This window comes from Actinokineospora sp. HUAS TT18, assembly GCF_051364635.1.
Lineage (GTDB): Bacteria > Actinomycetota > Actinomycetes > Mycobacteriales > Pseudonocardiaceae > Actinokineospora.
The window spans coordinates 4,625,605-4,651,418 of sequence record NZ_CP195645.1 but is presented as its reverse complement, the minus strand read 5'-3'; the positions used below and the strand labels follow the sequence as shown (position 1 = coordinate 4,651,418).

Annotated in this window: 25 protein-coding genes; 15 read left to right on the top strand and 10 right to left on the bottom strand. The window is 71.4% G+C overall.

The features are described from left to right. Positions 1-137 precede the first annotated feature (137 nt). Together ACSHT8_RS21175 and ACSHT8_RS21170 are read left to right on the top strand one after the other, a co-directional pair. Positions 138-431 carry a DUF2516 family protein gene (locus ACSHT8_RS21175; RefSeq protein WP_436492643.1) on the top strand — a complete coding sequence of 98 codons (294 nt, stop codon included), beginning with the start codon at positions 138-140 and terminating at the stop codon, positions 429-431. Continuing rightward, positions 428-1,120 carry an alpha/beta fold hydrolase gene (locus ACSHT8_RS21170; protein ID WP_436492642.1) on the top strand — a complete coding sequence of 231 codons (693 nt, stop codon included), beginning with the start codon at positions 428-430 and terminating at the stop codon, positions 1,118-1,120. The genes ACSHT8_RS21175 and ACSHT8_RS21170 overlap by 4 nt, the downstream gene beginning before the upstream one ends. On the opposite strand, the gene ACSHT8_RS21165 is transcribed toward ACSHT8_RS21170, so the two are convergent. Together ACSHT8_RS21165 and ACSHT8_RS21160 are read right to left on the bottom strand one after the other, a co-directional pair. Continuing rightward, complete coding sequence (locus ACSHT8_RS21165) at positions 1,113-1,403, bottom strand: hypothetical protein (protein WP_436492641.1); 291 nt, start codon at positions 1,401-1,403, stop codon at positions 1,113-1,115. The genes ACSHT8_RS21170 and ACSHT8_RS21165 overlap by 8 nt on opposite strands. Positions 1,404-1,412: 9 nt before the next feature. Continuing rightward, positions 1,413-1,640: a PspC domain-containing protein gene (locus ACSHT8_RS21160; protein WP_436492640.1), complete on the bottom strand. Its 228-nt coding sequence runs from the start codon at positions 1,638-1,640 to the stop codon at positions 1,413-1,415. A 95-nt stretch (positions 1,641-1,735) separates the two neighbouring features. Here ACSHT8_RS21160 and ACSHT8_RS21155 point away from each other — a divergent pair, with 95 nt between their 5' ends. Next, positions 1,736-2,605 carry an AAA family ATPase gene (locus ACSHT8_RS21155; RefSeq protein ID WP_436492639.1) on the top strand — a complete coding sequence of 290 codons (870 nt, stop codon included), beginning with the start codon at positions 1,736-1,738 and terminating at the stop codon, positions 2,603-2,605. Between the two features lie 126 nt (positions 2,606-2,731). Here ACSHT8_RS21155 and ACSHT8_RS21150 read toward each other — a convergent pair whose 3' ends face one another. Then, complete coding sequence (locus ACSHT8_RS21150; RefSeq protein ID WP_436492638.1) at positions 2,732-4,072, bottom strand: M1 family metallopeptidase; 1,341 nt, start codon at positions 4,070-4,072, stop codon at positions 2,732-2,734. A gap of 23 nt (positions 4,073-4,095) precedes the next feature. Continuing rightward, the gene (locus tag ACSHT8_RS21145) at positions 4,096-7,977 is read right to left on the bottom strand and encodes a Pls/PosA family non-ribosomal peptide synthetase (RefSeq protein ID WP_436492637.1); all 3,882 of its coding nucleotides are present in this window, start codon (positions 7,975-7,977) and stop codon (positions 4,096-4,098) included. Positions 7,978-8,224: 247 nt separating this feature from the next. Between ACSHT8_RS21145 and ACSHT8_RS21140 the strand changes: the two genes are divergently transcribed. The 10 genes from ACSHT8_RS21140 to ACSHT8_RS21095 all read left to right on the top strand — a co-directional run bounded on the left by ACSHT8_RS21140 (position 8,225) and on the right by ACSHT8_RS21095 (position 20,083). Beyond that, positions 8,225-8,524, top strand: a complete 300-nt coding sequence (locus tag ACSHT8_RS21140; protein WP_436492636.1) for a PadR family transcriptional regulator — start codon at positions 8,225-8,227, stop codon at positions 8,522-8,524. A 17-nt stretch (positions 8,525-8,541) separates the two neighbouring features. Further along, the gene (locus ACSHT8_RS21135) at positions 8,542-9,627 is read left to right on the top strand and encodes a vWA domain-containing protein (protein WP_436492635.1); all 1,086 of its coding nucleotides are present in this window, start codon (positions 8,542-8,544) and stop codon (positions 9,625-9,627) included. After that, positions 9,620-10,729, top strand: coding sequence for an XdhC family protein (locus tag ACSHT8_RS21130; RefSeq protein ID WP_436492634.1), 1,110 nt, complete (start codon positions 9,620-9,622; stop codon positions 10,727-10,729). Before ACSHT8_RS21135 ends, ACSHT8_RS21130 begins: the two co-directional genes overlap by 8 nt. A 51-nt stretch (positions 10,730-10,780) precedes the next feature. Continuing rightward, positions 10,781-11,671 (top strand): MBL fold metallo-hydrolase, encoded by an 891-nt coding sequence (locus ACSHT8_RS21125; RefSeq protein WP_436492633.1) that lies wholly within the window; start codon positions 10,781-10,783, stop codon positions 11,669-11,671. A 210-nt stretch (positions 11,672-11,881) separates the two neighbouring features. Beyond that, positions 11,882-12,412, top strand: coding sequence for a (2Fe-2S)-binding protein (locus ACSHT8_RS21120; RefSeq protein ID WP_436492632.1), 531 nt, complete (start codon positions 11,882-11,884; stop codon positions 12,410-12,412). Beyond that, entirely contained in the window at positions 12,412-14,781 is a 2,370-nt protein-coding gene (locus ACSHT8_RS21115; protein ID WP_436492631.1) for a xanthine dehydrogenase family protein molybdopterin-binding subunit, read from the top strand. Before ACSHT8_RS21120 ends, ACSHT8_RS21115 begins: the two co-directional genes overlap by 1 nt. Next, on the top strand, positions 14,778-15,632 hold the full coding sequence (locus tag ACSHT8_RS21110; protein WP_436492630.1) for an FAD binding domain-containing protein: 855 nt from the start codon (positions 14,778-14,780) through the stop codon (positions 15,630-15,632). The genes ACSHT8_RS21115 and ACSHT8_RS21110 overlap by 4 nt, the downstream gene beginning before the upstream one ends. Position 15,633: 1 nt before the next feature. After that, a complete protein-coding gene (locus ACSHT8_RS21105) occupies positions 15,634-16,572 on the top strand; it encodes an SRPBCC family protein (RefSeq protein ID WP_436492629.1) in 939 nt (312 codons plus the stop codon). A gap of 53 nt (positions 16,573-16,625) precedes the next feature. Next, entirely contained in the window at positions 16,626-17,747 is a 1,122-nt protein-coding gene (locus tag ACSHT8_RS21100) for a CapA family protein (RefSeq protein ID WP_436492628.1), read from the top strand. A gap of 71 nt (positions 17,748-17,818) precedes the next feature. Beyond that, entirely contained in the window at positions 17,819-20,083 is a 2,265-nt protein-coding gene (locus tag ACSHT8_RS21095) for a HelD family protein (RefSeq protein ID WP_436492627.1), read from the top strand. Here the strand turns inward: ACSHT8_RS21095 and ACSHT8_RS21090 are convergent. The 5 genes from ACSHT8_RS21090 to ACSHT8_RS21070 form a co-directional block, all read right to left on the bottom strand. Next, positions 20,067-20,546: a carboxypeptidase regulatory-like domain-containing protein gene (locus tag ACSHT8_RS21090; protein ID WP_436492626.1), complete on the bottom strand. Its 480-nt coding sequence runs from the start codon at positions 20,544-20,546 to the stop codon at positions 20,067-20,069. The genes ACSHT8_RS21095 and ACSHT8_RS21090 overlap by 17 nt on opposite strands. Beyond that, the gene (locus ACSHT8_RS21085) at positions 20,543-21,151 is read right to left on the bottom strand and encodes an RNA polymerase sigma factor (protein ID WP_436492625.1); all 609 of its coding nucleotides are present in this window, start codon (positions 21,149-21,151) and stop codon (positions 20,543-20,545) included. Before ACSHT8_RS21085 ends, ACSHT8_RS21090 begins: the two co-directional genes overlap by 4 nt. 131 nt (positions 21,152-21,282) lie before the next feature. Then, positions 21,283-21,603, bottom strand: coding sequence for a protease inhibitor I42 family protein (locus ACSHT8_RS21080; protein ID WP_436492624.1), 321 nt, complete (start codon positions 21,601-21,603; stop codon positions 21,283-21,285). 90 nt (positions 21,604-21,693) lie between these two features. Continuing rightward, the gene (locus ACSHT8_RS21075; RefSeq protein WP_436492623.1) at positions 21,694-22,098 is read right to left on the bottom strand and encodes a hypothetical protein; all 405 of its coding nucleotides are present in this window, start codon (positions 22,096-22,098) and stop codon (positions 21,694-21,696) included. Positions 22,099-22,109: 11 nt separating this feature from the next. Further along, entirely contained in the window at positions 22,110-23,228 is a 1,119-nt protein-coding gene (locus ACSHT8_RS21070; RefSeq protein WP_436492622.1) for a C1 family peptidase, read from the bottom strand. A gap of 120 nt (positions 23,229-23,348) precedes the next feature. Here ACSHT8_RS21070 and ACSHT8_RS21065 point away from each other — a divergent pair, with 120 nt between their 5' ends. Both ACSHT8_RS21065 and ACSHT8_RS21060 read left to right on the top strand, forming a co-directional pair. Then, the gene (locus ACSHT8_RS21065; RefSeq protein ID WP_436492621.1) at positions 23,349-23,900 is read left to right on the top strand and encodes a YbaK/EbsC family protein; all 552 of its coding nucleotides are present in this window, start codon (positions 23,349-23,351) and stop codon (positions 23,898-23,900) included. Positions 23,901-23,973: 73 nt separating this feature from the next. Beyond that, the gene (locus ACSHT8_RS21060; RefSeq protein WP_436492620.1) at positions 23,974-24,666 is read left to right on the top strand and encodes a response regulator; all 693 of its coding nucleotides are present in this window, start codon (positions 23,974-23,976) and stop codon (positions 24,664-24,666) included. On the opposite strand, the gene ACSHT8_RS21055 is transcribed toward ACSHT8_RS21060, so the two are convergent. Then, a complete protein-coding gene (locus tag ACSHT8_RS21055; RefSeq protein WP_436492619.1) occupies positions 24,637-25,770 on the bottom strand; it encodes an LOG family protein in 1,134 nt (377 codons plus the stop codon). The genes ACSHT8_RS21060 and ACSHT8_RS21055 overlap by 30 nt on opposite strands. Between the last annotated feature and the right edge of the window lie 44 nt (positions 25,771-25,814).

The following is a 25,814-nucleotide window of genomic DNA, read 5'->3' as shown; positions in this document are numbered from 1 at the left end:
CTACTGCTAGCTGTTGCAAGCAGTCTGCTTGCAAACGGTCGGTGCCGTCGGTCACAACGCTTGGTTACCCACTTGTCCGTTTCTCTATCGCCGAGGGCATGTGGTGGACCGGGCCGGTTCGCACGTAGGCTTGGGGCGTGCCGCAGACAGCCTTCTGGATCTTGCGAATCATCGACTGGGCCGCCGTGCCTGTGGGTGTGTTCGCGTTCATCCACGCGCTCATGCAGCGGCCGGACGCCTACTCGGCCGCCGACCGCATGACCAAGATGGCCTGGGTCGGCATCACGGCGGGCGCCGCGGCGGCGTTGCTGCTGTTCAGCTTCGCGGGCCGCGGCTGGATCTTCTGGATGGCGGGCCTGGTCGCCGCGCTGGTCTACATCGTCGACGTGCGCCCGAAGCTGATCGAGGTGCAGCGCGGTCCACGCTGGTGATTCGCCGGGCCTACGGCTCCGGTGACCCGGTCACGCTGATCGTCCCCGGCCTCGGTGCCACCGCTGGTGAGGCGCGTATTCCGGCGTCCGGCCTGTCTGGCACGCGGATCGTGCTGACCCTGCCCGGCCACGCCGACGCCCCAGATCCGTCCCCCGGCTACTGGGACTACCGCACGCTCGCGAAGGAAGTCGGCCAGGTCGAGGCCGACCAGGCGATCGGGGTGTCACTCGGCGCCGCGGCACTGTCCGCCCTGGTGGCGGGCGAACCCGGGCGGTTCGGCAAGCTCGTGCTGATGTTCCCCGCGGCGCTGTCCCGGCCGCGCTCATCGGAAGCGCTGGTCACGGCCATGGCCGAGGCCGTCGAAGCGTGCGACCGGGCCGCGCTGCGGGCATTGGTCCCCGGCGAAGGCCGCTATCCCGAAGACCGGACAGACGCGCTGATGCGCCTCGGGCCTGCCTTGCGCGCCGTCGCCACTCAGCTCCCCGTCCCGGACCCCGAGTCGCTGCGCGCGGTCACCGCGGAGGTGCTGGTCGTCGGCGCGGAGACCGACCCGCTGCACCCCGTCGAGGTGGCGCACGAGGTCGCGGCCGCGTTCCCGAGGTCCCGGCTCGTCGTGTTCCCCTCGGCGGCGCCGTTCGTCACCCACCGCGCCGAACTGCGGGAGCTGCTGGTCGACTTCCTCAGGTGACCAGCAGCAACAGGGTCGCGGCGGCCACCGCCGTCCCCGCGATCAGCGTCCCGCCGCCACCGAGCACCGCCCGGCGCACGGTCGTCGCGCGGATGGTGATCGCCATCGCGATCCCGACGGTGACCAGCGAGATCAGCGTGTAGGCGATCACCCCGGACACCGGCCAGCCCGCGAGGTGTCTGCGGAACAGGATCACCAGGAAGCAGACCACGCCCCCGGCGGCGAACACCGCCGCCGCGGCGATCAGGACCAGGATCTTCGCTGTGCCCGTCCGCTCAGTCACCCACCGAGCTTAGGCGGCGTCCTCCGGCATGAGGATCCAGCACGCGAGGTAGATGAGCGCGCCTGTGCCGAAGCCGAGGATCGTGGCGACCACCAGCGCGATCCGGATGATGGCCGCGTCAACGCCCAGCACCCTGGCGATCCCGCCGCACACGCCGGAGATCATCCGGTCGGTCCGGCTGCGGCGCAGCTTGCGGACAGTCTTGGGCGGCTCGTCGGTGTAGAGGTAGTTCGTCATGAACCCAGCGTGCGTGTTCGCGGCGGCGCGGACATCGGGGACCGACCCTGGTTTTCGACTCGGGGTCGCCCCGGAGAGTCCGCTACCGTGGCGGGATGCGGCACCTGGCCACCCCGCGGTCGGTCGCCGAGGCCCTCGACGGCGTCGGCTACCTCGCCGACGACGGCCTAGCCACCGCCGCCTTCCTGGCGCTGCGCATGGGCAAGCCGCTCTTCTGCGAAGGCGAACCCGGCACCGGAAAGACGTCACTCGCCCTGGGCCTGGCCGACGCACTCGGCGTCGAGCTGATCCGGCTCCAGTGTCACGAGGGCATCGACGCCACCCAGGCCCTCTACGACTGGGACTTCCCGCGCCAACTCCTCCACCTGCGCGCGCTGGACGGCAAGGTCGACCCCGACGAGGCCGAGAGGTCGCTCTACACCCGCCGGTTCCTGCTGGCCAGACCGTTGCTGCGCGCCCTGGAATCCGCCCCGTGCGTCCTGCTGATCGACGAGGTCGACCGCGCCGACGACGAGTTCGAGGCGTTCCTGCTGGAGGTGCTCAGCGAGAACGCGGTCACCATCCCCGAACTCGGCGAGATCCGCGCAGCCGAACCTCCCCTGGTCGTGCTCACCTCGAACCGCACCCGCGAAGTCCACGACGCGCTGAAGCGCCGCTGCCTCTACCACTGGCTCGAACACCCCGACCTGGCTCGCGAACTCGCGATCATCCGCCGCCGCGTCCCCGGCATCAGCGACCGGCTCGCCACCCAGATCACCACGGCCGTCCGCCGCCTGCGCTCCGCCGAACTCCTGAAACCCCCGGGCGTCGCCGAGTCGATCGACTGGGCCCAGGCGCTGCTCGCGCTGGACCGAACCGACCTCGACGCCGCCAGCGCCGCGGTGACACTGGGCGCGGTCCTCAAGTACCGAGAGGACGCCGACCGCGTGATCGCGGCGGGCCTCGACGCCCTGCTCGCGGGCTAGTCACTCCGTAATTCAGTCGATTTCGCCGCTGCGATGTCGCACCATTGTGGGGTACCTGCCCGGCCGACGAGTGGCGGCGTCGAATGGGATGTGGAGTGGGGTCGTCGCGGACGGCGGCCCCACTATTTATCGTTGCAGTGGCGGCAAGACGGCGTCGAACAGCCAGCGGGCGAACAACTCGGTCAGTGGCCACGGTGTGTGCCGTTGCGCCATTGTCGTGAACGCGTCGGTGGTCACCGTGGAATGCGCGTAGGTCGAGGTCCACTCGGTCAGCAGGGCGAAGAACGCGCCCTCGCCCAACTTCAGGCGCAGCGCGTGCAGGGTCATGGCTCCCCGCAGGTAGACGCGGTCGTCGAAGATCCGCTGCATGCCCGGGTCGGCGAGTCGGAGGTCCTGCGGCTGGGCCACGACCTCGCGCCACGCACGGCGGGCGTGGGTGTCTGCGGAATCGCCGCCGGATTCCTCCGACCACAGCCACTCGGCATAGGTGGCGAAACCCTCATTGAGCCAGATGTGTCGCCATTCGGCCACGGTCAGCGAGTTTCCGAACCATTGGTGCGCCAATTCGTGCGCGACCAGGTTCTCGGAACCGCGTTTCCCGTCGACATGATTCGAGCCGAAGATCGACAATGCCTGTGCCTCGACCGGCGCGTCCAATACCGCGTCCACCACGACGACGCCATAGCGGTCAAAGGGATAACGGCCGAACATGCGGCTGAACGCGGCGATCATCTTCGCTTGGCGGCCGAAGTCGTAGCGGAACGGCACCATCAGCCGCGCGGGCACCGCCGCGTGCTGCGGCACCGCCTCCGACGTCGACCCGGTCAGCACGTACCGTCCGATTTGGACACTGATCAGGTACGCCGACGTCGGCTGCGCCAGCCGGTACACCCACGTCGTGGTCGACGCCGACGCCCGCCGCGACTCCAGGACCCCGTTGGCCACCACCTGATATGGCGACGCCACCGTCACCGCGATGCGGTACGTGGCCTTGTCGCTCGGGTGGTCGTTGCACGGGAACCAAGACGGCGCCCCGACCGGCTGGCTGGCCACCAGCACGCCGTCTTCGAGATAGTCCCAGCCCAACTCGCCCCACACCGTCGGCACCGGCACCGGCGAGCCGACATACCGCACGTCCACCGTGACCGGCGCCAGCGACGGCAGCGGTTTTACCGGCGTGATGTGCAGTTTCGACCCGCGCTGGGCGTACCGCACCGGCTTGTTGTCGATCAGCACACGCGTGACGCGCAGCTTGGCGAAGTCGAGGCTGAACCGGCTCAGCGCGTGCGTCGGCACCACCGTCAGGCGGGCCCGGCCGTCCAACCGGCCGGGCCCGACCCGGTAATCCAGGTCCAGGTCGTAATGCGTGACGCGATAGCCGCCGTTGCCGTGCATCGGCAGATAGGCGTCGTGGGACGTGGCGGCACCGGGCTGTCCGGCGCGTGCCGGATCAGCCTTGGCGCTCATGGCTCCATTCAACAACAGACTGGTCAGCGTCCCGACTGCCATACCGCGATCGGGTTGCCCAACCACCGCGACCCGTCCGGCACGGACTCGCCGCGCATGACCAGCGACGCAGGTCCGACGGTCGCCCGCGCGCCGATCGACGCGCCGGGCAGCACGATGCCGTGCGGGCCGAGCGTGCCGCCGTCGGCCACGGTCACCGGGGCCATGCTCATGATCCGGTCGTGGAACAGGTGTGTCTGCAGCACGCAGCCGCGGTTGACCGTGGCGCCGTCGCCGATGGTCACCAGGTCGTACTCCGGCAGCCAGTACGTCTCGACCCACGCGCCGCGGCCGATCTTGCTGCCGAGGCCGCGCATCCACATCGACATCAGCGGCGTGCCGTGCGCGGGCGCGGCGAACCACGGCACCGCGAGCATCTCGACGAACGCGTCGGCCAGCTCATTGCGCCACACGAACGAGCTCCACAGCGGACGCTCGATCGCGGTGAACCGCCCGACCAGCGTCCACTTCGCCAGCGCCGCGACGGCACACGCCACCACGCCCGCGCCCAGCAGCAGCGCGCCGCCGAGCAGCAGCGACCAGCCAAGGCCCAGCGCCTGGAAACCGGCCGTGACCAGCACCGCGAGCGCCACCGACGCCATCACCGGCAGCACCCGGCAGACCTCGACCAGTCCCCGCGCGACCATCAGCCGCCGCGGCGGCGCGAACGTCGTGCTCTCGTCGCCCGACTCAACGGTGCGCGGCAGCTTCATCGGCGGCATGCCCAGGTACGACGACCCGGCCTTGGCCTTCTTCGGCGTGGAGGACAGCACGCCGACCAGCCCGCCCTTGGGCACCTTGCGTCCCGCCCCGGTCATCCCCGAGTTGCCCAGGAACGCCCGCTTGCCGATGCGCGCCTCGGCGATGCGCATCCAGCCGCCGCCCAGCTCGTAGGAGGCGATCATGGTGTCGTCGGCGAGGAACGCGCCGTCGTCCACAGTGGTCATCTTCGGCAGGGCCAGCACGGTCGACGCCTCGACGCCGCGGCCGACCTTCATACCCAGCGCCCGCAGCCAGACCGGGGTGACCAGGCTGGCGTACAGCGGGTAGAGCCCGCCGCGGGCCAGGTCCATCAGCCGCTCGGTGGCCCACGCCTGCCACGCGACGCGGCTGTGCACCGCGTGGTGGCCGGGCCGCAGGTCGACACTCAGCGCCCGCACCGACACCAGAACCAGCAGCGCGTAGGCCGCCATCCAGGTCAGCGTGACCAGCGGGACGGCGATCAGCGCCTGCCCGAGCGCCGCGCCGAGCGTCGGCGTGCCCGCGACGAACGCGGCCATGACCAGCAGCGCGGGGACCGCGGCGAACACCGGGACCAGGCCCAGCGCGAACGACGTCACCGCGTAGGTGGCGATCCAGCGCTTGCGGCGCGGCGGGCGCCGGTTCGGCCAGTGGTGGGCGGCCTTGCCGGTGCGCGTGGCGGGCGAGCCCGCCCAGTGCTGCCCGGTCGGCACCGAACCGCGGACCCCCGAGCCGGGGGCGATGTCGGCGCGCTTGCCGATCCGCGCGCCCGGGAACAGGGTGCTGCGGGAGCCGACCGTGGCGCCCGCGCCGACCCGGATGCGGCCGATGTGCAGCAGGTCGCCGTCGAGCCAGTGGCCGGACAGGTCGACCTCGGGCTCGATCGCGGCGCCCTTGCCCAGCTTGAGCAGACCTGTGACCGGCGGCAGCGAGTGCAGGTCGACGTCCTTGCCGATCTTGGCGCCCAGCGCGCGGGCGTAGTGCGTCATCCAGGGCGCGCCCGCGAGGTTGGTCGCGCCGGTCAGCTCGACCATCCGCTCGGCGGCCCACAGCCGCAGGTGGACGCCGCCGCCGCGCGGGTACGTGCCCGGCTTGACGCCGCGCAGCAGCACGCGCGCTGTTGTGGCGGCGATGGCCATGCGGCCCCACGGACTCAGGAACACGAGCCAGCCCGCGAACACCAGCCACCACGACACCGTCGGCGCCCACGGCAGCTGGATCAGGTTGTTCAGCGCGGCCAGGACGACGATCCAGCGCGCGGCCACGACCGACAGCATCGGGATGGTCGCGAGGGTCTGGATGACCTGCGCTTTCCGCGGCGTCGGGACGATCTCGCGGTCGCTCTGGACACTCGCCTTGGCCGCGTCGATCAGCTTCGCGAGGGCGCCGAGCGTGGCGTTCTGATAGACGTCGTAGACCGAGATCGTCGGGTAGACCTCGCGAACCTTCGACACCAACTGGGCGGCCGACAGGCTGCCGCCGCCGTGGGTGAAGAAGTCGGCGTCCGGGGTGCTGATGCCGATGCCCAGCAGATCGGTCCACAGGCCCGCGAGCCACGCCTCGGTGTCCGACAGCGCGGCCAGGTCGACCTTGGTGGTGTCGAGCGCGGCCAGCGGCCACGGCAGGGCGTTGCGGTCGACCTTGCCGGACGTGCGCGTCGGCAGCGTGTCGACCTCGGCCAGCAGCGGCACCAGCGCGGCGGGCAGCGCGGCCCGCAGCCGCTCGACGGCCGCCGCTTGGTCGAAGCCCGCGCCCGCGACGACGTAGCCGACCAGCAGCTGGTTGCCCGCCTTGGTGGTGCGCACGGCCGCCGCGGCGCCCGCGACGTCGGGCAGCGCCTGCAGCGCCGCGTCGACCTCGCCCAGCTCGATGCGCCTGCCGCCGAGCTTGATCTGCTCGTCGGCGCGGCCCAGGAACAGCAGGCCCTCCGGCTCGGCCTTGACCATGTCGCCGCTGCGGTAGGCGCGGGACCAGGCCAGCGCGGGCAGCGGGGCGAACTTCTCGGCGTCCTTGGCCGGGTCGAGGTAGCGGGCCAGGCCCGCGCCGCCGATGACCAGCTCGCCGGACTCGCCCATCGGCACCAGCTCGCCGGAGGCGTCGACCACGGCCAGCTCCCAGCCGTCGAGCGGCACGCCGATGCGCACCGGGCCATCGCCGGTGAGCTGTGCGGCGCACGCCACGACGGTCGCCTCGGTCGGGCCGTAGGTGTTCCACACCTCGCGGCCCGGGACGGCAAGGCGTTCGGCCAGCTCAGGCGGGCAGGCTTCGCCGCCGAAGATCAGCAGGCGGACGTCGTCGAGCGCCTCGGCGGGCCACAGCGCGGCCAGCGTCGGCACGGTCGAGACGACGGTGATCTCGCGCTCGACCAGCCACGGGCCCAGGTCGACGCCGGTGCGCACGAGCGAGCGCGGGGCAGCGACCAGGCAGGCGCCGTTGCGCCACGCCAGCCACATCTCCTCACAGGAGGCGTCGAACGCGACGGACAGCCCGGCCAGCACCCGGTCGTCGGGGCTGATCGGGTCGTCGGCGAGGAACAGGTCGGCCTCGGCGTCGACGAACGCGGCGGCCGAGCGGTGGCTGACGGCGACGCCCTTGGGCTTGCCGGTCGAGCCGGAGGTGAAGATGATCCACGCGTCGTCGTCCGGGGACGGGGCGCCCAGCAGGCCGATCGGGGTGCCGACCAGGCTGAGTTCCCGGTTCTCGCCGAGCACGGCGGCCACGCCCGCCTCGCCGAACACCAGGTCGGCGCGGTCCTGCGGGTCGTCGAAGTCGACCGGGACGTAGGCGGCGCCCGCGGCGAGGACGGCCAGGATGGACACGTAGAGGTCGGCGGTGCCGGAGGGGACGCGGACGCCGACCCGGTCGCCGGTGCCGATGCCCGCGTCGTTGAGCCTGCGGCGCAGCGCGTCGACCTCGATCAGCAGGGCGCGGTAGGTGAGGACGGTGGTGCCGTCGTCGATCGCGTCGGCGGCGGGGTGCTGGGTGGCGGTCGCGGCCAGGATGTCCAGCAGAGTGCGGGGAGCGCTCTCCGGGCCCGCGCGGAACACGGCGAGCCCGCGTTCGGCGGCGTCGGCCAAGAGGTCTGGAGTGTGGAGCAGAGGGGTCGACTGGTCGACAACCGTCATCTGGCGCACCGCTTCGACGAACGCATGTCCTACCTTTCACCGGGGCTGTGACCTGGGTACTTTACTCGGAGTTAACCCAGGTCGTCGCGCATTTGTGGCCCGGCCGTGTCGGGATTCACACGTCCGTGTCAAGAAAGGTAAGATCGGCCGCTGATATCGGATCGCGATATCAGCGGATCTTGCCAAGGGAAATAAAAAGGATCATCAGAACTCGACATCCGATATCGTTGCCCGATATCGTGAGCCGATGGATGTGGTCCGGGACTTCAAGAACGGCGCGCTGCGGCTGCGCGTGCTCCAGTACGCCCTGTCCGCCGAGGTGCACGGGGCCTGGGTGACCGAGGCGCTGACCGCCCACGGCTACAGCGTCTCGCCCGGCACGCTCTATCCGCTGCTGCACCGCCTGCAGGAGGCGGGCCTGCTGAAATCGCGCGGCGACGTGGTCGACGGCAGGCGCGTCCGGCTCTACAAGACGACCAAGCGCGGCAAGAAGGTGCTGGCCGACTGCCGCGCCGTGCTCGCCGACCTCGTCGAAGAGGTCGTCTGAGGGCGCACACTGGGGAGATGGACCCGCTGCCCGGGTTGGTCGGCTTCGCCGCCGCGCTGCGCGAAGCCGGGGTGGCGTGCGGTCCCGCCCAGGTCAGGGCCTATCTGGACGCGGTTTCCCTGGTCGACCCCGCCGAGGTCTCCCAGCTCTACTGGGCGGGCAGGCTGACGCTGTGCGCCGAGCCCGACGACCTCCCGCGCTACGACGACGCCTTCCACGCCTGGTTCGCGGGCGAGGCCCCCGGCGTGCCGAAGCGGACGCGTAAACCAGCAGCTCAGCGGGGCTTCATCCGGGTTTCAGGGTCCGGCGCGGGCGCCGAGCAGACGGTGCGCGACGTCGAGCGCGCGGCCAGCGACACCGAGGTCATCCGCCACCGCGACATCTCCGGCCTGACCGCCGAAGAGCGCGCCCACCTGCGTGAACTCATCGCCCTGCTGCGTCCCGACCCGCCGCTGCGGCCCGCCCTGCGCTGGCGGCCCGACCGGCGCGGGCCGATCGACGAGCACCGCACGCTGCGCATCCTGCGCGCCGCGGGTGGGGAACCGGTCCGGCTGGCCCGCAAGCGCCGCCGCAGCCGTCCGCGCCGGATCGTGCTGCTCATCGACGTGTCCGGCTCGATGTCGCCGTACGCCGACGCGCTGCTCCGCTTCGCCCACGCGATGGCCCGGCGGTCACCGGTCGAGGTGTTCACCCTCGGCACCCGGCTGACCAGGGTGAGCAGGCAGCTGCGGCAGCGCGACCCCGAGTTCGCCCTGGCCGCGGCCGCGCGGGCGGTCCCCGACTTCGCGGGCGGCACTCGGCTCGGCGAGACGCTGCGCGCTTTCCTCGACCGCTGGGGCCAGCGCGGCGCCGCTCGGCAGGCCGTCGTCGTGGTGTTCTCCGACGGATGGGAGCGCGGCGATCCGGCCCTGCTCGGCACACAGATGGAGCGGCTGTCGCGGCTCGCGCACCGGGTGCTCTGGGTCAACCCGCACGCGGGCAACCCGGCCTACCAGCCGGTGCAGTCCGGGATCGCGGTGGCGCTTCCGTACATTCATCGTCTGCTGGCCGGACACAGCCTGGCCACGCTCGACCGACTGCTGCAGGAGGTGCGCCGTGCGTGACGTGCTCGACGAGGTGGTCCGCCGGTGCTCGGCCGGTGAGTCCGTCGCCATCGGATCCGTGGTCGCCACGTTCTCATCGGCACCCCGCGCGCCGGGCGCGTCGATGCTGGTCGCCGCGGACGGGACGGTGTCGGGCAGCGTGTCCGGCGGGTGCGTCGAGGGCGCGGTCTACGAGGTCGGCCGGGAGGTGCTGGAGACCGGGAAGCCCGCGCTGCAGCGCTACGGCGTCAGCGACGACGACGCGTTCGCGGTGGGCCTGACCTGCGGCGGGATCATCGACATCTACGTCGAGAAGGTCGATCTCCAGTCGTTCCCCGCCCTGATGTCGCTGGCGGAGTCGGTCCACGCGGAGGTTCCGGTCGCGGTCGCGACGGTCGTCGCCCACCCCTCTCTCGTGGGCGCGCGGCTGGTGGTCTGGCCGGACCGCGTCGAGGGGACCACCGGGTCGGCGCGCATCGACTCGGCGATCGTCGACGACACCCGCGGCCTGCTCGACGTCGGCCGCACCGGGACCCTGGTCTACGGGCCGGACGGCGAACGGCGCGGCGAGGGCCTGACCGTCTTCGTCAACTCGTTCGAGCCGCCGCCCCGCCTGCTCGTCTTCGGCGCGATCGACTTCGCCGCCGCCATGGCCCGCCTCGGCACCTACCTGGGCTACCGGGTGACCGTGTGCGACGCGCGGCCGGTGTTCGCCACGGTCAGCCGCTTCCCGGGGGCGCACGAGGTCGTCGTCGACTGGCCGCACCGCTATCTCGCCGCCGAGATCGCCGCCGGTCGGGTGGACTCGCGGACCGTGGTGACGGTGCTGACGCACGACCCCAAGTTCGACGTCCCGGTGCTGGAGGTCGCGCTGCGCGGCAAGCTCGCCTACGTCGGCGCGATGGGCTCCCGGCGCACGCACGACGACCGGATGGCCCGCCTGCGCGAGGCCGGATTGACCGAGAGCGAACTGTCCGCGCTGTCGTCGCCGATCGGCCTCGACCTGGGCGCGCGCACCCCGGAGGAGACCGCGGTGTCGATCGCGGCGGAGATCATCGCGATGCGGTGGGGCGGCAAGGGTGAACGCCTGACCGGACTGTCGGGCCGCATCCACGGCGACTAATCACTCGGCTGGCCCTTCCGCGCGCCGATCTTGCTCTGCCACGGTGCCGCCATGCCTCCACGCGCGTCCGTCTCGGCGCTCACCGACTCCGTCAGCGTCTCGATCCAGGCGCCCGGTGGGTGGTACCAGTCCAACTCTGGCTGGATTCGCGGCGCTGACGGCGGCCTGTTGATCGACACCTGCGCGACAGAGGGGCTCACTCGTCGACTGTTAGCCGCGGTTGACGCCGACCTCGGCGCCCGGCCGCTCACGCTGGCGCTGACCCACGCCCACGGCGACCACGCGAACGGCGCGGGCGCGGTCCGCGGCCGGGGCGGCACGGTCCTCGCCCGGACCGCCACCGCGCACGAGGTCAAAGCCGGTCCGCACACCTTCCCGCAGGTGTTCGACTGCTCGGTGTGGGGCGACATCGACCCGCCCGCCGACATCACCGAGGTCGAGGCGGTCCAGGCGGTCGACCTCGGCGGGCGCGTCCCGGAGATTCACCCCGTGCCGGTCAAGGCGCACACGGCCGGCGACCTCGTGGTGTGGGATTCCGCCGACGGGGTGCTGTTCACCGGTGATCTCCTGTTCGTCGGCGTCTGTCCACTGGCGATCCAGGGGAACGTGCGCGGCTGGTTGGAGGTGCTGCTCGGCTGGCTTCCCGCGTTCGAGGCAAAGCACCTCGTCCCCGGTCACGGTCCGGCGGTCGATCGGGCCGCGGTCACCCCATTGGTCGACTACTTCCAGTGGCTCATCGAGGTGACGGACAAGCCCGAACCCGACTTCGCCGCGCTCTACGCCGACGCGCGCGACCGCTGGCCGGACTGGCTCGACAGCGAACGCCACGCGGTCAACCTCCTTGTGGCGCACGCGGAGTCGCGTGGCGCCGAACCGGACCTGATGGCGGCTATCACCGCGCTGATGACCACTAATGGGGGACGAATCGTCCTAGATCTCTAGGCGTCGATGACTTGCCCTAAGGGGACCGTGTCGGCGGCCGACCACGGTGGCCGCGAGTCGGAACGTGATCCGGATCTGGCCAACCTTAGAAATTCGGGGAGGCGGGACTGTGGAGTTATCCACAGGCGAGGCGCATGGGGTTGTGGGGGTGGGCGAACAGGGGGACGCTCGCTTGTGAGCCCCGTCACCCCGCTCCCGCTTGGAGGCACGATGCGCATCACCGTCAACGTCGACGGCACCAGCTATGCCGACGACGTCGAGCCTCGACAACTGCTGGTGCACTACCTGCGCGACACCCTGGGCAAGGTCGGCACCGTCGTCGGCTGCGACACGAGCAACTGCGGCTCCTGCACGGTCCACCTCGACGGCCACAGCGTGAAGTCCTGCTCGGTGCTCGCGGTGCAGGCCGACGGCTGCGAGGTCACCACGATCGAAGGGCTCGCCCGCGACGGCAAGCTGCACCCGGTCCAACAGGCCTTCCATGACAACCACGCGCTGCAATGCGGGTTCTGCACGCCAGGGATGATCATGCAGTCGATCGACCTGCTCGCCGACAACCCCGACCCCGACGAGGACGCCGTTCGGCACGGCCTCGAAGGCAACCTCTGCCGCTGCACGGGCTACCAGAACATCGTCAAGGCCGTCCGCGACGCCGCCCACCACATGCGGCCGGGCGCGGGCCCCGAGGTCGAGCGCGTGACCGATGTCCGTACCCCGAGCCAGGTCACCGGAGGCGAGTGATGACCGCGACCGCCGAGCCCGAGGTCGGCAGGGCCAGGGCCCGCAAAGAGGACGCGCGGCTGATCACCGGCCGCACCCGCTGGACCGACAACCTGACGCTGCCGGGCCTGCTGCACGTCGCCTTCCTGCGCAGCCCGTCCGCGCACGCCCGCATCACCTCGATCGACACGACCGCGGCCAAGGCCCGGCCCGGGGTGATCGCCGTGTTCACCGGCGCCGACCTGGCCGACGAGCAGGGCAGCCTGCCGTGCGCGTGGCCGGTCACCGCAGAGCAGAAGGCGCCGCCCGCGCCCTCGCTGGCCGTCGACACGGTCAACTTCGCCGGTGAGGCCGTCGCCGTCGTGATCGCCCGCAGCAAGGCGGTCGCCCACGACGCGCTGGAACTCATCGACGTCGACTACGACGACCTGCCCCTGGTGCTCGACCTCGAATCCGCCGTCGCCGACGGCGCCGATCTGGTCCACCCCGACCTGGGCACGAACAAGTCCGCCGTGTGGATCTTCGACTCGGCCGAGGCGGGCACCGGCTCCGACGTCGGGGCCGCCATCGCCGACGCCGAGGTGCTGATCGAGCGCACCTACCGCCAGCAGCGGCTCATCCCGGCGTTCATGGAGCCGCGCTCGGTCGTGGTCGACCCGACGGGCGAGCAGTACACGATGTGGTCGTCCACGCAGATCCCGCACATCCTGCGGCTGATGCTGGCGCTGACGACGGACACCCCCGAGCACAAGCTGCGCGTCATCGCCCCGGACGTCGGCGGCGGTTTCGGCGGCAAACTCCAGGTCACGCCGGAGGAAGTCGTCTGCCTGCTCGCCGCCAAGCGGCTGGGCAAGCCGGTCAAGTGGACCGAGTCCCGGTCGGAGTCGCTGCTGTCGGCCCACCACGGCCGCGACCAGCTGCAGAAGCTGACCCTCGCCGCCCGCCGCGACGGCACGGTCACCGGCCTCAAGGTCGAGCTGCTCGCCGACATGGGCGCCTACCTGCGCCTGGTCACCTCGGGCGTGCCGATCCTCGGCGCCTTCATGTACAACGCGATCTACAAGTTCCCCGCGTACCACTTCGCCTGCACCAATGTGTTCACCAACAAGACCCCGACCGACGCCTACCGCGGCGCGGGCAGGCCGGAGGCGACGTTCGCGATCGAGCGGCTCATGGACGAGCTGGCCGCCGAGCTCGACATGGACCCGCTGGAGGTGCGCGAGAAGAACTGGATCACCCACGACGAGTTCCCGTTCACCACGGTCGCCGGGATGACGTACGACTCGGGCAACTACGAGGCGGCGACCACCCGCGCGAAGGAACTCTTCGACTACGACGGCCTGCGGGCCGAGCAGCGCGAACGCCGCGACCGCGGCGACACGGTGCAGCTGGGCATCGGCATCTCCACGTTCACCGAGATGTGCGGCCTGGCCCCATCCCGCGTCCTCGGCGCCCTGTCCTACGGCGCGGGCGGCTGGGAGCACGCGGCCATCCGGATGCTGCCCAGCGGCAAGGTCGAGGTCGTCACCGGATCGTCGGCGCACGGCCAAGGCCACGAGACGGCGTGGAGCCAGATCGTCGCCGACCAGCTCGGCGTCCCGTTCGACAGCGTCGAGGTCCTGCACGGCGACACCCAGGTCGCGGCGAAGGGCATGGACACCTACGGCTCCCGGTCGCTGACGGTCGGCGCCATCGCGGTGCTGAAGGCGGGCGAGAAGGTCATCGCGAAGGCCCGCCGCGTCGCCGCGCACATGATGGAGTGCGCCGAGGACGACCTGGAGTTCGCGGGCGGGCAGTTCACGGTCAAGGGCACCGACAAGTCCACCGGCATCGGCGACATCGCCCTGGCCGTGTTCGCCGCCCACGACCTGCCCGAAGGCATCGAACCGACGCTCGACTCCGAGGCCACGTTCGACCCGGAGAACTTCTCCTTCCCGCACGGCACCCACCTGTGCGCCACCGAGGTCGACACCGAGACGGGGATGGTGAAGATCCGCAAGTACGTGTGCGTGGACGACGTCGGCAAGGTGATCAACCCGCTGATCGTCGACGGCCAAGTCCACGGCGGCCTCGCCCAAGGACTGGCCCAGGCGCTCTACGAGGAAGCCATCCACGACGAGAGCGGCACGCTGACCACGGGCACGTTCGTCGACTACCTGGTCCCGTCCGCGGCCGACCTGCCGACATTCATCACCGACCGCACCGAGACCCCGTCCACCACGAACCCGTTGGGCGCGAAGGGGGTCGGCGAGGCGGGCACCATCGCCTCGACCCCGGCCGTGGTGAACGCGATCATCGACGCCGTGCGCCACCTCGGCGTCACCGACATCCCCATGCCGTGCACCCCGATGCGCGTATGGTCCGCCCTGCAGGCAGGAGGTGCCCGATGATCCCCGCGGCCTTCGACTACGTCGCACCCTCCACAGTGGACGACGCGGTCCGCGCGCTGTCCGAGGCGGGCGAGGACGCCAAGGTCCTCGCGGGCGGCCAAAGCCTCATCCCGGTACTGCGGATGCGCCTGTCCGCGGCCACGAAGCTGATCGACCTCGGCCGCGTCACCGCCATGCGCGGCATCCGCGACGACGGCGACCACATCGTCATCGGCGCCATGACCACGCACTACGACGTCCAACGCGACCCGCTGGTCGCCGAGCACGCCCGGCTGATCCAGCTCGCCACCGACGTCGTCGCCGACCCCCAGGTCCGCCACCGCGGCACCTTCGGCGGCGCCCTCGCCCACGCCGACCCGGCAGGCGACCTGCTCGCGCCGACGCTGGCCATGGACGCGGTGTTCGTCGTGTCCGGAATGGACGGCAGGCGCACCGTCCCGGCCGCCGACTTCTTCGTCGACTACTTCACCACCGCGCTGCGCCCCGACGAGATCCTCGTCGAGGTCCGCATCCCCAAGCACACCGGCTGGACCGCCCACTACGAGAAGTTCCACCGCGTAGCCCAGTCCTGGTCCATCGTCGGCGTCGCCGCCACCGTCCGCGCCGAGCGCGGCACCATCGCCGAGGCCCGCGTCGCCCTGACGAACATGGCCTCGGTGCCGGTCCGCGCCAAGACCGTCGAGGAGGCCCTGATCGGCCACCCCGCCACCGCGGCGACCATCAAGTCCGCCGCGGGCCACGCCGCGGACGGGACCTCGCCCACCACCGACGCCAACGCCGACCCCGCCTACCGCCAACACCTGGCCCGCGTCCTCACCGGCCGAGCCCTCACCGCCGCCGCGGGCGTCTGACATGCAGCTCGCCCACACCTTCACCGTCCCAGCCGACATCGACACCGTCTGGGCCACCCTCATGGACCCGGAACGCGTGGCCCTCTGCATGCCCGGTGCCACCCTCACCGAGTACGCGGGCACGACGTTCGCCGGGACGGTGAAGGTCAAACTCGGCCCGATCACCCTGCTCTACAAGGGAACCGGCGAGTTCACCGAGGCAGACGAGGACACCCACAAGGCCACCATCAAGGCCGCGGGCAAGGACTCCCGGGGCAACGGCACCGCCGCGGCCACCATCGCGGTCGCCCTGACCGCGGAGGGCGACGCCACCACCGGCCAGGTCACCACGGACCTGGCGATCACCGGCAAACCGGCCCAGTTCGGCCGGGGAATGATCGCCGAGGTGGGCGGCAAGATCCTGGAGTCCTTCGCCACGTGCCTGTCCGCCAAACTCGGGGGCACCCCACCCCAGCCCGCGATCCCCAAACCCGCGAAACCCGCCGCCCCCAAACCCGCCCAGCCGACCGCCGCCAAGGCAGCCACGCCTGCCGAACCGAAGCCCGCCGCATCGGCGGGCGCTCCAACCACACCGCCCGCGCCCGCTGAGCGTGCCGCGCCGAAGTCCGCACCTGCGGGCGCCGCAACCACATCGCCCGCGCCCGCCGCTGCTCAGTCCGAGGCCCCGAAACCCAGCCACCAGCCCGCCTCTGCCGCGACCGATCCCAAACGCACCGCCGATCCGGCATCTCGCGGCTCCTCCCCGGCCGAGTCCAACGCCGCCGAATCGCCTGCAGCCGAGTCCGTCCAGGATCGCCCCCAGCGCCAGCTTCACGCCGTGCCCGAGTCCGACCCCATCGACCTCATGGAGTTCGCAGGCCCCTCGATCAGGAAGCGGCTGCTCCCACTCGTCATCGCACTCGCCATCGCCGCCGTCGTGATCTTCCGCCGCAAACGCTGAGCGCCGCGCGGTACGTGCCGGTCGGGAATCGGCGCTCCAGTACCGTGCCCACCATGCGCAGCAGCCGACTCCCCACAGTCGTGCTCGTCTGCGCCCTGGCCGCGTGTTCGAGCCCGCAGCCCGGTGCCCCCACAACCCAGGCCCCCAACACCTCCAGCGCGCCGACCAAGTCCGCTGACCAGCCGAAATCCTTCACGCTGATCGCGGGCGGCGACGTCCTGATCCACCCCGCCCTCACCGACCAGGCCACCGAGGACGGCAACGGCACCCGCGACTACAAGCCGCTCTTCGCGGGCGTCAAGCCCGCCATCGAGCAGGCCGACGTCGCCCTCTGTCACCTCGAAGTCCCCATCGCCGGAGCCAAAGGGCCCTTTAAGGGCTACCCGACCTTCAACGCGCCCCCCGAGGTCGTCGAGGCGCTGGCCGCCATCGGGGTCGACGTCTGCTCGACCGCCTCGAACCACACCATGGACCAGGGCGCGGCCGGTGTCACGAGCACCCTCGACGCGCTCGACGCGGTCAAGATCGAGCACACCGGGTCGGCCAGGAACGCGGCCGAGGCGGCCGAACCGCTGGTGCGCGACGTCGCCGGGGTGAAGGTCGGCTTCCTCTCCTACACCTTCGGCTTCAACAAGGGCACGACCCGCCCGGTGCCGTGGATGGCGAACCTCATCGACCCCAAAGCCGTGATCGCCGAGGCGAAAGCGGCCAGGGCGGCCGGGGCCGAGGTCGTCGTGGCGAGCCTGCACTGGGGGATCGAAGGCAAGCACGAGCCGTCGGCCGACCAGGTGCGCATCGCCAAGCAGGTGCTCGCCGACCCGGCCGTCGACCTGATCATCGGCCACCACGCGCACGTGGTGCAGCCCTTCGAGAAGGTCAACGGCAAGTGGGTGACCTACGGCCTCGGCAACCACGTCGCCAAGCACGAGCAGCCCAAGGGCAACACCGAGGAAGGCGTCCTCGCGCGGTTCCGGTTCACCAAGTCCGCGCAGGGCTGGACGGTCGACAAGGCCGAGTACCTGCCCACGCTCGTCGACCTCGGCCCGCCCATCCGCCTGCTCGACCTGACCGCCGCGACGAAGACCGCGCGTGGCGAGCAGGCGCTGGACCGGACCGACGCGACTGTCCTGAGCCGCGGCGCGGCGGCTGCGGGACTGACTCGACCGGGTGCCTGAAATCGCGCGCTGATTCGCGGTATATTCGATGGTCGAAACAAGAAATGCGGCCAATGATCGGCCGCAGTGAAATGAATTATATGTCAGATGGAGGGCGTTTGTCAACCGAGCTCGACGCTGAGCAGGAATACGTTTCCCTGCTCTACGCGCACCTCGATGAACTCCGGGCCGACACCGACCTTCGGCTGGCCAAGACCCTGCGCGAGACCAGCAGCAACCCGCAGGCGATGACCCAGCGCGACGCCGCGACCGCGCATTACGGCGAGCAGTTGGCGCATTACAGCGCGGTGGAGAACGGCCTGTGTTTCGGCAGGCTCGACTTCTCCGACGACACTCGTTCCTATATCGGCCGCATCGGCCTGTTCGACGAGGAAAACGATTACGAGCCGCTTCTCCTCGACTGGCGCGCTCCGGCCGCGCGGCCGTTCTACCTGGCCACCGCCGCCTCCCCGGACGGCGTCCGCAGGCGCCGCCACATCCGCACCAGCAGACGCAAGGTGACCGCCGTCGACGACGAGGTGCTGGACCTCGACGCAGGCGAGCAGCACGTCCACGAGGGACTCGCGGGCGAGGCCGCCCTGCTGTCCGCGCTCACGGCCAACCGCACCGGCCGGATGAGCGACATAGTGGAGACCATCCAGGCCGAGCAGGACGAGATCATCCGCTCCGGACTCAACGGTGTCCTCGTCGTCCAGGGCGGCCCCGGCACCGGCAAAACCGCCGTCGCCCTGCACCGCGCCGCCTACCTGCTCTACACCTACCGCGAGCAGCTCTCCCGCCGCGGCGTGCTGATCGTCGGCCCCAACTCGACCTTCCTGCGCTACATCGGCCAGGTGCTCCCGTCGCTGGGCGAGACCGGCGTGCTCCTGCAGACCGTCGGCGAGCTGTACCCGGGTGTCGTCGGCACGCGCCACGAGCCCGCGGCGGCCGCCGAGATCAAGGGCCGCATCACGATGGTCGACGCCCTCCGCCGGGCCGTCCGCGACCGCCAGGAACTCCCCGACGAACCCGTGGTCCTTGTTGTCGAGAGAGAGGAACTCGTCTTGGACCGCGAAACCGTCGCCGCCGCCCGCACCCGCGCCCGCCGCACCCGCCGCCCGCACAATGAGGCGCGTCCCGTGTTCGCCGAGGCCATCGTCGCCGCCCTCGCCCGCCAGGAGGCCGACCGCCTCGGTGCCGAGTTCCTCGACGAGGCCGATCTCGCCGACATCCGCCGCGAACTCGCCGAGGAGGACGCGGTCCAGGACGCGATCAACCAGCTCTGGCCGCTGCTCAGCCCGCAGCGGTTCCTGACCGACCTCTACGCCGACGACACCCGCTTGGCCACCGCGTTCCCCGACATCGCCGACCGCGACCTCCTGCGCCGCGACCCCGACGCGGGCTGGACCGCCGCCGACGCCGCCCTGCTGGACGAGGCCGCCGAACTCCTCGGCGTCGACGACCGCGCCGAACGCGCCGCCGCCGAACGCCGCCGCCGCGAGGAACAGGACTACGCGCAGGGTGTCCTCGACATCCTGCAGATGGAGGACGACGCCGACCCGGACATCCTCACCGCCTACGACCTGATCGACGCGGGCCGCCTCGCCGCCCGCCACGACGACGAGGACTACCGCACCGCCGCCGAGCGTGCCGCCGCCGACCGCGCGTGGACCTTCGGCCACGTGATCGTCGACGAGGCCCAGGAGCTGTCCCCGATGGCCTGGCGCGTGCTCATGCGGCGCTGCCCGTCGCGCTCGATGACCTTGGTGGGCGACGTCGCCCAGACCGGCGACCTCGCGGGCACCGACTCGTGGTCGGCCGCTCTCGCGCCCTATGTGGAAGACCGCTGGCGGCTGACCGAGCTGACGGTGAACTACCGCACGCCTGCCGAGATCATGGCCGTGGCCGCCGAGGTTCTGGCGGGCCTGCACGTGGACATCGACCCACCGCGCTCGGTCCGCGAGTCCGGCACCGCGCCGTGGCGGCACCAGGCCGACGCGCTCCCGGCCGCGGTCGCCGATCTCGTCGCGGGCCACACCGAGCCCGGCACGCTCGCCGTCCTCGTCCCCGAGTCGCTGTCCGCCGACATCGCCGCGGCCGTCGTGGCCCGGGTGCCGGACGCGGGCGTCGGCGACCAGCCCGACCTGGAGAACAAGGTCGTCGTGCTGACCGTCCGCCAGTCGAAGGGCCTGGAGTTCGACTCGGTGGTGCTAGTCGAGCCTGGAGTCGTCGTCTCCGAGTCCCCGAGGGGTGCCAACGACCTCTATGTCGCGCTCACTCGCGCGACGAAGCAGGTCGGTGTCGTGCACCGCGAGCCGTTGCCCGCCGCGCTCGCCGGGATCACAGCACGACGGTAGGGGTGACCACCGTGCGCGGCTTGCCGCCGTTCATCCTGACCAGGATCTGCGTGGTTCCACGTGGAACCTCGGTCAGGACGAACCGGCCGCCCTCGTCGGCGGTGGTCGCGGTCGAGCCGTGGTCGGCCACGCGCACCTCGACGCCGTGCTCGCCCGCGGGCACCAGCCAGCCGTCAATCCGCTGACGTTCGCCCGTTCGGGTGACGTTGACCATCACGGTCAGGTCGCCGACGAAGAAGGTGATCGTCCCCGGGGCGCCGCTGCGCACGCCGACGAGCGGGCGCTGGTCAGCCCAGCGGGCCGCCTCCAGCTCCACCTCGGCGTCGATGTCCTCGATGGCGATGGCGAACTGGGCGCGCTCGACCAGGCCGTCGGGCACCGGGTCCAGGTTGTCGACGAGGTGGGTGACCTGGGCCAGCCAGTAGTCCCGCTCGGCGGGTTCCATGTCGTAGTCGGTCTTCATCGGTGGTCCCCGTCCCCATCGTCGTACAGGTCGCGCAAGGAAGTGAGACAGCGGCCACGCGTGGGGCCGATGCTGCCGTGCGGCATGTTCATCCGCTCGGCCACGATCCGGTACTCGGCCCGGCCCGCCAGCACCGTCAGGCGCAGCAGCTCCTGGCACCGCACGGGCAGCCGCTTGAACGCCGCCCACAGCTTGCGGTCGCGCTCGCCGCGCAGCGCCTCGGCCTCGGGCATCGGTTCGGTGCTGAGCTGGTGCTCGGCCACCTCGGGCGACAGCTCGACCTGGCCGTTGCCGCGCTGCCGGGTCCGATTGGCCTCGCGGCGCGCGGTCGTGATGAGCCAGCCGACCAGGGCGCGCGGCTCGGCGAGCCGGTCGACGTGGCGCAGCAGCGCCAGCCAGACCGTCTGCACCACGTCCTCGGCCGCCGACCGGTCCAGTCCCGTTCCGCGCGCGACGTGCCACACCAGCGGTGTCAGCTCGGCCACGAGCACGTCCAGCGCGCCCTTGTGGCCTTCGCGCGCCGCGATCATGCAGGCCGCGTGTCGCTCGGACCCCTCCAGCCCCTCCCAGGGCGGATTGGTCCTCGCCGTGCGGAGCTCGGTCACCGCTCCCACCCCATCTTTCGTCTGCCGGGGTTGTGCATTCTCGTGGCTATATTTACATCGCTCTGAAGTGGGCCGATGCGTCGGATTACGGCTGGGCTCACTCGAACTGGTGAATATCAGCTTCGCGGATTTCACAACGCGTGCAAAACGAAGGTCAACGCCTCCCGCGCCTCGCCCTCCCACGGCCGGGCGAGTTCGGCGCGCAGCTCGTGCAGCCCCGCCGCGGTGACGTCGAAGGCGAGCCTGCGCTCGCCCGCCGCGCCCGGGGCGTCCAGCCTGGTCGTCATGGCGTCGACGTGCTCGTCGGCCACCATGCGCAGGGTCACCGGCAGCCGCCATCGCCACCGGTAGCCCGTCGTGGGCGACTCCGGCAGCCTCAGTTCCACCGTGTCCCCACGGTGTAACTCCGTCGGCCCGTCGGCGTCCGCCGCCGACAGGTGCACCAACGCCATGGCTGGCTCCTCTTCGCATACCCGACCTTCTTGGGGAGTGTGCGGCCGGACGGGTCCCCTGCACCCATCCGGCCCGCACGTTGTTGGGGGTCAGACCAGCAGTTGGTCGATCCGACCCGATGCGTCCTCGTGGTAGTCGACCGACAGGTTGTCGTGGGTGGCCATGGTCGCGAGCACGGTCATGTGGCTGTGCCCGGACTCCGATGCCGGGGACAACCGCTTCCAGCCGATCCCGTCGACCCACACCCACACGCCGGTGCTGGAGTCGTAGGACCACAGGTGGGTGATCATCCGGTTGGTGACCCAGCCCGCGGCCCGCGGCGCGGCTGCGTCCAGGCTCGGCGGCATCGGCGCGGCGGACTCGGCGACAGCCGCACTGACACCGTCCACGCCTGCCGGGATGGGCGGCATGATCGAGGCGATATCCACGTCGACCGGCAGTTCCGGCGCGGTGGACGCGTTCTTGCGGGCTCGCCGCGGAACGGTGGTGGTCATGGCGAGTCCCTTCAGTCCGCGACGAGCACGGTGCTCAGCTCGGTGCCGTTGATGTAGGGCGTGACCAGGTGGCCGCTCGCCCGCGCGTGGGTCAGCTCGGCGAGCTTGTTGGTCGTGGTGGCCGCGCCGCCCGCGACGTGCGCCCAGCCGTAGTTCTGCAGGTAGGCCCAGCCGTTGGCGTCGTTGGCCGTGGCGAACAGCCGCAGCGCGCGCTGCGCGGGCAGCCACGCCTTCAGGTTCACCGACTTGACGCCGAACACGGTCGGGCGGGCGCCCGGGTAGTCCTCGATGAACGAGTCGCCGTAGGCGATGCGGAAGTAGCCGCCGTCGCCCCAGCCGGTGCCCCACGAGTTCTTGCCGATCCAGCAGCCCGCGGCGTCGTCCCAGCCGATCAGCGCGACGCAGTGCCCGCCCGCAACGGTCGACGTGGTGTGCCGGTAGACGCCGGAGCGGTAGTGGAAGAAATCGTCGTAGACGACGAAGCAGGTGGCGACCGCGCCGTAGGTGCTGATGTGGGCCTTGATCGCGGCCGGGTTCGCGGTGAGGTCGGTGACGCCGACGGACTTGGCCAGCCGGTTGGGCCAGTCGGTGTTGGGCGAGCCGGTGCCCGCGTCGTTGTACGGGAAGTAGTCCTCGAAGGTGACGCCGATGGCGGCGGTGTCGGCGAACAGGTCGTCGGGCCACGACCCGGAGCCGCAGGTGTAGCCGCGTGCCTTGGCGTGCACGTGGAACAGGTGGGCCTCGGACAGGTCGAGGGACAGGCCGGGGGCGCCGCGGGTCAGCGCGGCGGTGCTCTCCATCGCCGCGACGGTGCCGAAGGCGACGCAGGAACCGCATCCGCCCTGGTCACGGACCCCGGTGACGAAGTTGCGGCCACCCACGTCGCGCAAGTCGAACTTGGCGGGAAGGGCGGCGTCGGCGGCCTGCGCGGCGGCGGCCATGGCCTCGGGCTGGCCTTCGCGGGCGGCGATCTCCTCGGCGCTCGGCGCGGGCACACCCAGGCGGGCGGCGCGCCACTCGGCGGGGAGTCGGCTCATCCGGGTCTCGGCGGCCTGCCACGGGTGGCCCTGCTGGGCAAGGGTCTCTCGGACAGCCGCGATCTCCGACGGGTGCGGTCGATCGGGGCTCATGTGGTCCCTCCTCTGAGTATTTCCACGGACACCACCTAGGAGGGGGTGGTCCGCGCCCAGATACGTCGTGGCCCTGCCGGTTTTCGCCATGGCCGGTCGGTGCCGGCTAGCCTGGGACGGGTGACCTGGAGCATCGCCGGAACCCTGACCGTCCTCCCCGCGCTCGACCACCCCGAACTCCTTGCCGAGCCGGTGGCGAAAGCGCTTGCGGCCCTCGACGGCGCCGACCGCGTCGGCGTCGCCGCCATCGACCCCGACCTCGCCGACACCGCCGAGTTCTGCGCCGCGTACGGCACACCGCTCGACGCGTCGGCGAACTGCGTGGTCGTGCTCGGCAAGCGGGGCGGCGACGAGAAACTCGCCGCCTGCCTGGTGCTGGCCACCACGCGCGCCGACGTCAACGGGCTGGCCAGGCGCACCATCGAGGTGCGCAAGGCGTCGTTCGCGCCGATGGACCGCGCCGTCGCCGAGACCGGGATGGCCTACGGCGGGATCACCCCGATCGGGCTGCCCGCGGGCTGGCCCCTGCTGATCGACGCCGCCGTCGCCGCGGCGCCCGAGGTGGTCATCGGCAGCGGCATCCGGGGCAGCAAGCTGCTCGTGCCCGGCGGCGTGCTCGCCGCCCTGCCCGGTGCGGTCACCCTCGACGGTCTGGGGCGTTCACCCGAATAACCTACGAAGGTCGGTAGCCGCAACCCCTCAATGTCGGGTCCTATTCACCAAGCTGACTGGAAGGGGCGAACCAGTGACAACGCAGTTCGATGTGGACGGTCCGGCGGTGGAGCGGGCGACCGTGCGCGTCGGTGTGGTGGACGACGAGCCGATGGCGCGCGCGTTCGTCTCGAAGATCCTGGCCTCGGCGCCGGATCTGCACGTCGTCGGCGAGGGCGCCGACGGCGGCGAGGCGCTGCAGCTGGCCCGCACCCAGGAACTCGACGTCCTGCTGCTCGATCTGCGGATGCCCAGGATGGACGGCCTCGACGCGCTGCGCGAACTGCGCAGACTGCCGGTGATGCCCGCCGTCGTCGTGCTGACCACCTTCCACGCCGACCAGGCCGTGGCCTCGGCGCTGCGCCTCGGCGCGAAGGGCTTCCTGCTCAAGCACGTCGACCCGGCCGAGCTGGTCCGCGCGGTGCGGGTGGCCGCCCGCGGCGGCGCGGTCCTCGACCCGACGCTGACCCACGACCTCATGGGCCACCTCGCCTCCCACCACCTCGACCGCATCGGCGCCGCCGCCGAGGTCGCCCGGCTGTCGGCGCGCCTGCGCGACGTGCTGCGGCTGGTCGGGATGGGGCGCAGCAACAACGAGATCGCCGAGGAACTGCGGCTGTCCGACTCGACGGTGCGCGGGTACGTCTCGGAGATCCTCGCGGCCACCGGCTGCTCGAACCGGGTCACCGCGGCCGTCCTAGCCCAGCGCGCCGGTCTGCTCGACTGACGTCGCGTAGGCGCGGAGCAGGGCGACCGCCTCGTCGGTGTCGTCGGTCACCATGATCCACGGTTCGGCCGCCCTGCCCTTGGCCAGCTTGCGCACCAGCGGCGCGGCGGGCACGTCCTCGGTCCAGAACCGGCTGCCCAGGAAGATCATTGGCGCGGGCGGGCCGACGGACGAGTAGTGGTTCTGGGTGTAGTCCTGGAACACCTCCTGGACCGTGCCCGCGCTGCCTGGGGTGTAGATGATGCCGCCGGTGGCCACGGTGAGCAGGCCGTCCTCGCGCACGGAGTTGGCGAAGTACTTCGCGTGCAGCTGGCAGAACGGGTTCGGCGGCTCGTGGCCGTAGAACCAGGTGGGGATGCCGATGGTGCGGACCTCGGTGGCGGGCAGGTCGACGGCGAGGCCCGCGGCGAGCCAGCGGCCGATCTCGTCGGTGTCGACGGTGGCGCCGCTGGCGAACTTCGGGGCCGCCGACAGCGTGTCGATTACACTGTCCATAGTGGAGTGATCGCCGAGTCGGACGCCGAGTGGGACGGCCTCCATCGCGCCGGGCCCGCCGCCGGTGAGGACCGTGAAACCGTTCTGGCCCAGGGTGATGCCGAGGCGGACGGCGTCGCGGTAGCCTGCGGAGTCGCGGGTCAGGGCGTGGCCGCCCATGACGGCGACGGGGTGGCCGGTGAGCACGTCGGCCAGCGCCTCGGAGATGCTGTGGTCGTGCAGGCGCTCGGTGAGGGCGTGCAGTGTGTCGAGCTTGGTGTCCTTGGCGTGGCGGTAGATCAGCGCGTCCGGAGTGTCCGCATAGGACTCCGGGCGGTCGGGGTCGAAGCCCGCGAACAGCTCGTCGACGGTGTAGAGGGTCGCGCGGTAGGTGTCGTACGGCAGGTTCGGCACGGCGGGGAAGACCAGCGCGCCCGCGGCCTCGGCCCGGCGCCCGGCCTCGGGGGTCAGCACGCAGCCCAGCAGGAGCGCGTCGTCCAGCGCCGTGCGGAGCAGCGCGTCGTCGGCGCGGTCGGTCAGGTCGAGGCGGGTCAGGACGATTCCGCGCAGGTCGCGGCCCTCGGCGCGGTGACGGCGCAGGGTGTCCAGGTCGGTGATCTCGGTCCGCACGCGAGTAGCGTACGGGCGTCGCCGAATCGAGGTACGGAGATCAG

What these genes read in the sequence shown, in the direction of transcription:
- ACSHT8_RS21160 (WP_436492640.1), bottom strand. Translation starts at nt 1,640, where the DNA reads ATGACGAACTACCTCTACACCGACGAGCCGCCCAAGACTGTCCGCAAG.
- ACSHT8_RS21155 (WP_436492639.1), top strand. Translation starts at nt 1,736, where the DNA reads ATGCGGCACCTGGCCACCCCGCGGTCGGTCGCCGAGGCCCTCGACGGC.
- ACSHT8_RS21150 (WP_436492638.1), bottom strand. Translation starts at nt 4,072, where the DNA reads ATGAGCGCCAAGGCTGATCCGGCACGCGCCGGACAGCCCGGTGCCGCC.
- ACSHT8_RS21145 (WP_436492637.1), bottom strand. Translation starts at nt 7,977, where the DNA reads ATGACGGTTGTCGACCAGTCGACCCCTCTGCTCCACACTCCAGACCTC.
- ACSHT8_RS21140 (WP_436492636.1), top strand. Translation starts at nt 8,225, where the DNA reads ATGGATGTGGTCCGGGACTTCAAGAACGGCGCGCTGCGGCTGCGCGTG.
- ACSHT8_RS21135 (WP_436492635.1), top strand. Translation starts at nt 8,542, where the DNA reads ATGGACCCGCTGCCCGGGTTGGTCGGCTTCGCCGCCGCGCTGCGCGAA.
- ACSHT8_RS21125 (WP_436492633.1), top strand. Translation starts at nt 10,781, where the DNA reads ATGCCTCCACGCGCGTCCGTCTCGGCGCTCACCGACTCCGTCAGCGTC.
- ACSHT8_RS21120 (WP_436492632.1), top strand. Translation starts at nt 11,882, where the DNA reads ATGCGCATCACCGTCAACGTCGACGGCACCAGCTATGCCGACGACGTC.
- ACSHT8_RS21115 (WP_436492631.1), top strand. Translation starts at nt 12,412, where the DNA reads ATGACCGCGACCGCCGAGCCCGAGGTCGGCAGGGCCAGGGCCCGCAAA.
- ACSHT8_RS21110 (WP_436492630.1), top strand. Translation starts at nt 14,778, where the DNA reads ATGATCCCCGCGGCCTTCGACTACGTCGCACCCTCCACAGTGGACGAC.
- ACSHT8_RS21105 (WP_436492629.1), top strand. Translation starts at nt 15,634, where the DNA reads ATGCAGCTCGCCCACACCTTCACCGTCCCAGCCGACATCGACACCGTC.
- ACSHT8_RS21100 (WP_436492628.1), top strand. Translation starts at nt 16,626, where the DNA reads ATGCGCAGCAGCCGACTCCCCACAGTCGTGCTCGTCTGCGCCCTGGCC.
- ACSHT8_RS21095 (WP_436492627.1), top strand. Translation starts at nt 17,819, where the DNA reads ATGAATTATATGTCAGATGGAGGGCGTTTGTCAACCGAGCTCGACGCT.
- ACSHT8_RS21090 (WP_436492626.1), bottom strand. Translation starts at nt 20,546, where the DNA reads ATGAAGACCGACTACGACATGGAACCCGCCGAGCGGGACTACTGGCTG.
- ACSHT8_RS21080 (WP_436492624.1), bottom strand. Translation starts at nt 21,603, where the DNA reads ATGGCGTTGGTGCACCTGTCGGCGGCGGACGCCGACGGGCCGACGGAG.
- ACSHT8_RS21075 (WP_436492623.1), bottom strand. Translation starts at nt 22,098, where the DNA reads ATGACCACCACCGTTCCGCGGCGAGCCCGCAAGAACGCGTCCACCGCG.
- ACSHT8_RS21070 (WP_436492622.1), bottom strand. Translation starts at nt 23,228, where the DNA reads ATGAGCCCCGATCGACCGCACCCGTCGGAGATCGCGGCTGTCCGAGAG.